Annotated in this window: 6 protein-coding genes; all 6 read left to right on the forward strand. The window is 41.6% G+C overall.

Annotation, left to right across the window (positions count from 1 at the left end):
* Positions 1-321 precede the first annotated feature (321 nt).
* Positions 322-783: a ribosome maturation factor RimP gene (gene rimP / locus Q0212_RS00450; RefSeq protein ID WP_297920643.1), complete on the forward strand. Its 462-nt coding sequence runs from the start codon at positions 322-324 to the stop codon at positions 781-783.
* 27 nt (positions 784-810) lie between these two features.
* The gene (nusA, locus tag Q0212_RS00455; RefSeq protein WP_297920645.1) at positions 811-2,280 is read left to right on the forward strand and encodes a transcription termination factor NusA; all 1,470 of its coding nucleotides are present in this window, start codon (positions 811-813) and stop codon (positions 2,278-2,280) included.
* Positions 2,281-2,387: 107 nt separating this feature from the next.
* On the forward strand, positions 2,388-5,147 hold the full coding sequence (gene infB, locus Q0212_RS00460) for a translation initiation factor IF-2 (RefSeq protein WP_297920647.1): 2,760 nt from the start codon (positions 2,388-2,390) through the stop codon (positions 5,145-5,147).
* A gap of 77 nt (positions 5,148-5,224) precedes the next feature.
* Positions 5,225-5,608, forward strand: a complete 384-nt coding sequence (gene rbfA / locus Q0212_RS00465) for a 30S ribosome-binding factor RbfA (RefSeq protein WP_297920649.1) — start codon at positions 5,225-5,227, stop codon at positions 5,606-5,608.
* A gap of 11 nt (positions 5,609-5,619) precedes the next feature.
* On the forward strand, positions 5,620-6,552 hold the full coding sequence (gene truB, locus Q0212_RS00470) for a tRNA pseudouridine(55) synthase TruB (RefSeq protein WP_297920651.1): 933 nt from the start codon (positions 5,620-5,622) through the stop codon (positions 6,550-6,552).
* A 275-nt stretch (positions 6,553-6,827) separates the two neighbouring features.
* The gene (gene rpsO, locus Q0212_RS00475; protein ID WP_297920653.1) at positions 6,828-7,097 is read left to right on the forward strand and encodes a 30S ribosomal protein S15; all 270 of its coding nucleotides are present in this window, start codon (positions 6,828-6,830) and stop codon (positions 7,095-7,097) included.
* Positions 7,098-7,794 lie beyond the last annotated feature (697 nt).

Genomic DNA, 7,794 nt, shown 5'->3' on the forward strand with positions numbered 1-7,794 from the left:
TGGTAGCTCGTCGGGCTCATAACCCGAAGGTCGTTGGTTCAAATCCAGCCCCCGCTACCAAGTTTTTATGTCAAAGAAGCCCACTATATGTGGGCTTTTTTGCACCTGAAAGAAACTGATTTTTATTTTTACAATAAAGATCAGAAAAAAGTCTATGCTGCTAATATGTAATAGACTTTATGAGAGTGGGCGTTATGCCCATTTTTTATTTTTGATAAGAACAGGGCTTAGGTGTTTTGTAAGCATAACAGCGTTAAAGACGATTGATATGTAAGCAAATAAACAATGACAGTGTAAGTTCTAAAGTAAGAAGAGAAGTACATGGCGGTTTCGCAAAAAGTTCAAACGCTCATTACAATGTTGCAGCCAGCTGTTGAGGCTTGTGGCTTTGAATTGTGGGGACTTGAGTTTTTTCCACAGGGCAAACGCTCGGTGTTACGTATTTATATTGATGGCGCAGAAGGAGTCACTGTTGAAGGGTGTTCACAGGTTAGTCATCAAGTAAGCGGTATTTTGGATGTTGAAGACCCAATTTCGGGTGAGTATTTGTTAGAAGTATCATCACCGGGTTGGGATCGTCCATTGTTTACCTTGCCGCATTATCAGCGTTTTGTTGGTAGTGAAGTGAATTTACGCTTAGTTGCGCCAATTAATGCGCGTCGTCGTTATAAAGGCGTTATTCAAGCTGTGATTGATAATACCATTGAGTTGGCATTTGAAGGGCAGATGATTCGTATTCCCTTCGCACAAATTGATAAAGCCAATGTGGTTCCTAGTGTCTAAATAATTTTGTTATATCAGGGCAGTAGTATGAGCAAAGAGATTTTATTGGTGGTTGAGTCCGTCAGTAATGAAAAAGGTATTGCACGTGAGGCAATTTTTCAGGCATTAGAGCAAGCTTTAGTTGCTGCAACCAAAAAGAAATACGATATTGATGAGATGGATGTGCGTGTCAGCATTAATCGTAAAACGGGTGATTACGATACATTTCGTCGTTGGACAGTGGTTGCCGATCACGACCATGAAATGCCAGCTTGTCAGGATGCTATAAGTGATGTAGATACCAGCAAATGGCAAATTGGTGATGTTCGCGAGGAGCAAATTCCTTCGATTGAATTTGGTCGTATTGCTGCACAAACTGCTAAACAAGTCATTGTGCAAAAAGTACGCGAAGCGGAGCGTGCTTTGGTGGTAGATGCTTATCGTCAACGTGTGGGTGAATTAGTTTCTGGTGAAGTGAAAAAAATTACCCGTGATGGGGTGATTGTTGACTTGGGCAACAACGCAGAAGGCTATTTAGCGCGTGAACAAATGATGCCGAAAGAAAATTTTCGTGTCAAAGAACGTGTGAATAGTATTTTGTATGCGGTGAACAGTGAAGGGCGTGGTGCACAATTGTTATTGTCACGAACCTGTCCTGAAATGTTGATCTCTTTGTTTCAAAAAGAAGTGCCAGAAATTGGCGAAGAAATTATTGAAGTCAAAGGAGCCGCTCGTGATCCTGGTATTCGTGCTAAAATAGCCGTGAAAACTAATGACCATCGTATTGATCCTGTAGGTGCATGTGTGGGTATGCGTGGTACTCGTGTACAAGCAGTGACTGCGGAGTTGGGTGGTGAGCGGGTTGATATTGTGTTGTGGGATGATAATCCAGTTCAGTTTGTGATTAACGCCTTACAACCAGCAGAAGTGGTTTCTATTGTTTTAGATGAAGATTTACACGCTATGGATGTGGCTGTAGACAGCGATCAATTAGCGCAAGCCATTGGTCGTGCAGGACAAAATGTCCGTTTAGCTTCGGAATTAACAGGTTGGCGTTTAAACGTCATGACTATTGAGGAAGCTAATGCCAAACAAGCTTCTGAATCACAACAATTTGTTGATGCTTTTGTTCGTGATTTAGAAGTTGATGAACATATTGCAACTATTTTGGTGAGCGAAGGTTTTACCACACTCGAAGAAGTTGCTTACGTACCGATTGAGGAAATGCTGGCAATCGTTGATTTTACTGAAGATTTAGTCAATAACATGCGTCAAAAAGCAAAAGACGTTTTGTTAACACAGGCACTTGTCTCGCAAGAAAAAGCTGAACCTGCCGATGATTTATTAGCAATGGAAGGGATGACTCGTCCACTTGCTTATGCTTTGGCAGCTCGTGGTGTGATTACTATGGAAGATTTAGCTGAACAAGCCATTGATGATATCGCAGATATTGAAGGCTTGGATGCAGAACAAGCAGCCCAATTAATTATGAAAGCCCGTGAACCGTGGTTTCAATAAATCATAGGACTAAAACAGACTTAAAAAGTCTTAGTCCTCAGGTATAAACTCACGCACCTCGTTTAGGTTTGTGTGAGTTCCCGAATCGTTTTGGAGTGACATGCCACATGGCTGAAATAACTGTCAAACAACTAGCACAAATAGTAAATCGTTCTGTAGAAACCTTGTTAGTTCAAATGAAAGATGCAGGGTTAAGAACGCGTGGTGCGGATGATTTTGTCTCTGATACCGAAAAGCAGCAACTGGTTGCGTTTTTAAAGCGTAGTCATGGTGATACCTCAGAAGATAAGCAAATTACGCTGAAAAGTAAAACTAAGACCACGATTAAAACCCCTATTTCTGGTGGTAAAGCAAAAACGGTTAATGTTGAAGTGCGTAAATCACGTACTTTTGTCAAACCGACAGATGCTGATTTAGCGCAAGATATTGTTGCACGTAAAGCAGCAGAAGAAGCAGCACATAAAGCCGCTGAAGAGGCAGCACGTAAGGCCGCTGAAGAGGCGGCACGTAAAGCTGCTGAAGAAGCGGTACGTAAGGCTGCTGAAGAGGCAGCACGTAAAGCGGCCGAAGAAGATACACTTAAGGGTAATGAAGAAGCAGGTAGTGACCAAACTAAAAAAGCAACAGTTGCAAATAATAATGCTAAAGACAAAAAATTGTCTGTGCCTAAACCAAGTGTTGTCTTAAAGTCTGAAAAGAAAGAAGAAACTCCTGAAGAAAAAGCTAAGCGTGAGGCTGAACAAGCCAAACAAAAAGCGGCAGAAGAAGCACGTCGTAAGCAAGAGGAAGCGGCACGTAAAGCTGCTGAAGAAAAAGCTCGTCAACGTACCTTGGAACAAGCTCGCCGTATTGCAGCAGAATTAGAAGAGCGTCAAGATGATAAAGGTTCTTCGGAAGATGTGCCTTTAGCTCGTGGTTTGGTTGGTCGTGCTTACGAAGATTCTTTTGCGCGTGAAGACCGTGAAATTCGTCGTGGTGGTAATACGACAGGTCGTGGTGGCAAGTCTAAAGTTGGTAAAAAGCGCGAAGAAGAACAGGCCTTCCGTCCAAATCAAAAAGCATTAAGTTCAGCACTCTCCAAGCAGCATGGTTTTGAAAAACCTGTTGAAAAACAAGTTTATGAAGTTGCCATTGGTGAAACGATTGTTGTTGCTGATTTAGCCCAAAAAATGGCTGTTAAAGCAAAAGAAGTGATCAAAGTGTTGATGAAAATGGGTGAAGTTGTCACTCAAAATCAAGCCATTGATCAGGCAACAGCCGCTTTAGTCGTTGAAGAAATGGGTCATACTGCTAAGTATGTCAGCGAGACTGCTGTTGAAGACTCCTTGATTGATGATGTGAATCATGATGGTGAAGCAAGTACTCGTCCGCCTGTTGTGACGATCATGGGTCACGTTGACCACGGTAAAACCTCCTTATTAGATTATATTCGTCGTGCCAAAGTGGCAGCGGGTGAAGCAGGTGGTATTACTCAACACATTGGTGCTTATCATGTGACCACACCACGTGGTGTGATTACCTTCTTAGATACACCAGGCCACGCAGCGTTTACTGCTATGCGTGCTCGTGGTGCTAAGGCTACAGATATTGTTATTTTGGTGGTTGCGGCTGATGATGGTGTAATGCCACAAACCGCAGAAGCCATTGACCATGCGCGTGCTGCTGGTGTGCCATTAATTGTTGCAATCAACAAAATGGATAAACCATCTGCTGATCCAGATCGTGTGTTAAATGAGTTAACCGTCAAACAAGTTGTACCTGAAGAGTGGGGCGGTGATACACAAATCGTTAAAGTATCTGCCCATACAGGTCAAGGTATTGATGAGTTGTTGGAAGCCATCTTAATTCAATCAGAATTGTTAGAGTTAACAGCGGTTGAAGAAGGTGCAGCACAAGGTGTGGTAATCGAAGCGCGCGTTGACAAAGGTCGTGGCGCGGTTGCTAGCTTATTAGTACAAAAAGGAACTTTACGCGCAGGTGACTTAGTATTGGCTGGTCAATATTATGGCCGTGTCCGTGCGATGAATGATGAACGTGGTTTGCCAACCAAATCAGCAGGCCCTTCTATTCCTGTTGAGATTTTAGGTTTACCTGAAGCACCAAACGCTGGCGATGAATTTATTGTGGTTGGTGACGAGCGTAAAGCCCGTGAAGTGGCTGAGTTCCGTGCCAATAAAGAGCGTCAAAGCCGCTTAGCACGTCAACAAGGCATGAAGTTAGAAAACTTATTTGCTAGCATGGGTAAACAAGAAGCGCCAACAGTGAATATCGTTCTAAAAACTGACGTACGTGGTTCTTTAGAAGCGATTACTAATGCTTTAAATGATTTATCTACCGATGATGTAAAAGTACGGATTGTTAGTAGTGGTGTAGGTGCGATTACTGAATCAGATGTCGCTTTAGCTGAGTCAACCAATGCCTTTATTTTAGGTTTTAATGTTCGTGCTGATGGTGCGGCTAAAATCAAGTGTCAACAAGACGAAGTAGACTTACGTTATTACAGCATCATTTATGAAATGATTGATGATGTAAAAGCCGCTATGTCTGGCTTGTTAACGCCAGAACGTCGTGAAACGATTGTGGGCGTAGCTCAAGTGCGTAAAGTATTCCACTCTTCTCGTTTTGGTGCAGCCGCAGGTTGTATGGTACTTGAAGGTATTGTTTATCGTAATAAACCGATTCGTGTCTTGCGTGATGAAGTGGTTATTTTCCAAGGTGAATTGGAATCTTTACGCCGCTTTAAAGATGATATGCAAGAAGTTCGTCACGGTATGGAATGTGGTATGGCGGTTAAAGGCTATAACGACATCCGTGTTGGCGACAAAATCGAAGTTTATGATGTACAACACGTACAACGTACTTTGTAATATTTGATAAGTTTCTCTAATCCTCAAATACGTTGAGGGTTAGAGTGGCTTGATGTAATGATTTAGTCGAGGCATTAGTGAGTCAACGAATGCAACGTTTAGCGGATCAAATTCAGCGTGAATTGGCTGATTTAATTCGCAGAGACTTAAAAGATCCGCGTTTAGGGATGATTACCATTTCTGCGGTGAAAGTCAGTAAAGATATGGGTTATGCCGATGTCTATGTCACGGTTTTGGGTAAAGATTTAACAGCTGATTATGCACCCAGTTTAGAAGTATTAAATCATGCTTCGGGGTTTTTGCGAGCTGCTTTAGGCAAAAGCCTACAAATTCGTATGATTCCACGTTTACGTTTTCATTATGATGAAGTGGTGATCCGTGGTAATCACATGGCCGCATTAATTCATCAAGCAGTGAGTGCTGATGAAGCCAATCATCCTAATAATGAGCCGTCGGAATAAGTTTGGCATTTATGACTAAACAACCACAAATCAAACGTGTACGTCGCCCAATTGATGGCATTTTGTTGTTAGATAAGCCACAAGGCATGACCTCTAATTATGCCTTACAACGTGTTAAACACTTATTTAATGCAGAAAAAGCGGGGCATACAGGTAGTTTAGATCCTTTAGCAACGGGTTTGTTGCCCATTTGTTTAGGTGAAGCCACAAAATACTCTCAACATTTGTTAGATGCCGATAAAGTGTATCGAACACGGATGCGTTTGGGACAAAAGACGACCACGGCTGATGCAGAAGGTGAGGTGATTGAAGAAAAATCAGTGCCCACACTCAATGCTGAGCAAATTGAACAAGTATTGGCGCGCTTTCGTGGCACAATTCAACAAGTGCCTTCAATGTATTCTGCATTAAAAAAAGATGGCAAACCCCTATATGAGCTTGCTCGTAAAGGCATAGAAGTTGCCCGTGAACCACGCACTGTGCAGATTTATCGTCTAGAACTACTCAACGTTGAGCCATTATATTGGGAATTAGAAGTTGCCTGTAGTAAAGGCACTTATATTCGCAATTTGGTTGAAGATATTGGCGATGTGTTGGGCTGTGGTGCGCATGTTGCAGAATTGCGTCGTCTAGCGAGTGGCTGTTTTCAGTTAGATGAGCATTTAACATTAGAATCTTTGCAGCAAATTGCTGATGAGCAAGGTTTGGCAGGATTAGATGAGCTACTCTTAGCCCCGTGGGCGGCCATTGCCGATAAGCCCCGAGTCACCTTAAGTGACAATGCCAGTTATTATATTTTGCATGGCAACCCTGTTCGCGTAAATAACTTACCAATTAATGAAGATGTGTTGATTTTTGATGCTCAAAATCGTTTCTTGGGCGTAGGTTATATGAACGATGATGGTTTACTAGCACCAAGACGATTGTTGAAAACATCGTATTAATTTTAATCTGTTCAGCCGTGCACGGTTGCATCATTGAACAGATTTTCAGCAAATTTATCAAATAACTCAAGATAGTGACATTTGTTACTGTCAAGAACCCGATTTCTCTACATAAAATCCATAGCGTAATGTTGCGTTAATCGTTAAAATACCCGACTTCGATACTTGGTATCTGTGGCTCATGAGCTTATTGGGTCTAAGTAAGAGATTTTCTGACGTTAGCTGTAGAGATGCACGGCTAAACGTGATCACTGACGCATCTCGTGGAGTTTAACATGGCATTAACAGTTGCCCAAAAACAAGCCATCATGGCTAAATTTGCCCGTGGTGAAGCTGACACTGGTTCCCCAGAAGTTCAAGTTGCTTTATTGTCTGCTCAAATCGACGATTTACAAGCTCACTTTAAAGCACACAAACACGACCATCATTCTCGTCGTGGTTTGATCCGTATGGTTAACCAACGTCGTAGCTTGTTAGACTACTTAAACCGTAAAGACAATGCTCGTTATGCTGCATTGATCCAAGCATTAGGTTTACGTCGTTAAGACATTAGGGTTTGCAAGTCACTCACAGGTTTAGTGAACATTAAGTTTTTAATGTCATTAAATCAGCGATTAACATGTAAACCCAACGTGGGGAGCATTAGCTCCCCCTTTGTTGTGTACAGCGTAACAACAAAATTATAGGCTTATGGAGAGGCTACTAAGACTTGGGTTTTTTTATATGCTCAACTCTTAGTGGCCTCCATGAAAACAAAAACGCTGAAATAAACAGAACTTATGCTTTGCACAGCAATTAAGCTGTTTTGTGAAAGCAAAAGAGTGATTGCTACTATGCTAAGTAACCATAAAATGGTTGATGTATAAGTAGATAAGCAAAAATTGCATAAGTTCTAATACAGTAAAATTTAAATCCAAATATCTATAAATCAAAAGTTTAGATAACGTTTTATGTCAGGATTAATCAATCATTAAAACGGATATAGCGTTGTGGATTAAACATGTGGAGTCAATGAATGTTTAATGTTGTTTCAAAAGAATTTCAATTCGGTCGTGATAAAGTTGTTTTAGAAACGGGTCGTGTTGCTCGTCAAGCAAACTCTGTGTTAATTACTATGGGTGGTGTGACGGTATTGGTTGCTGTGGTTGCTGCTAAAGAAGCAAAAGCTGGCCAAGACTTCTTCCCATTAACGGTAAACTATCAAGAAAAATCTAGATCGGAAGAGCGTCGTGTAGGGAAAGA

Origin of the sequence: uncultured Agitococcus sp. (assembly GCF_937920075.1) — a bacterium.
Taxonomy (GTDB): Bacteria; Pseudomonadota; Gammaproteobacteria; order Pseudomonadales; family Moraxellaceae; genus Agitococcus.

Coding starts and splice junctions, on each gene's coding strand:
- rimP (WP_297920643.1), top strand. CDS start 322: ATGGCGGTTTCGCAAAAAGTTCAAACGCTCATTACAATGTTGCAGCCA.
- nusA (WP_297920645.1), top strand. CDS start 811: ATGAGCAAAGAGATTTTATTGGTGGTTGAGTCCGTCAGTAATGAAAAA.
- infB (WP_297920647.1), top strand. CDS start 2,388: ATGGCTGAAATAACTGTCAAACAACTAGCACAAATAGTAAATCGTTCT.
- truB (WP_297920651.1), top strand. CDS start 5,620: ATGACTAAACAACCACAAATCAAACGTGTACGTCGCCCAATTGATGGC.
- rpsO (WP_297920653.1), top strand. CDS start 6,828: ATGGCATTAACAGTTGCCCAAAAACAAGCCATCATGGCTAAATTTGCC.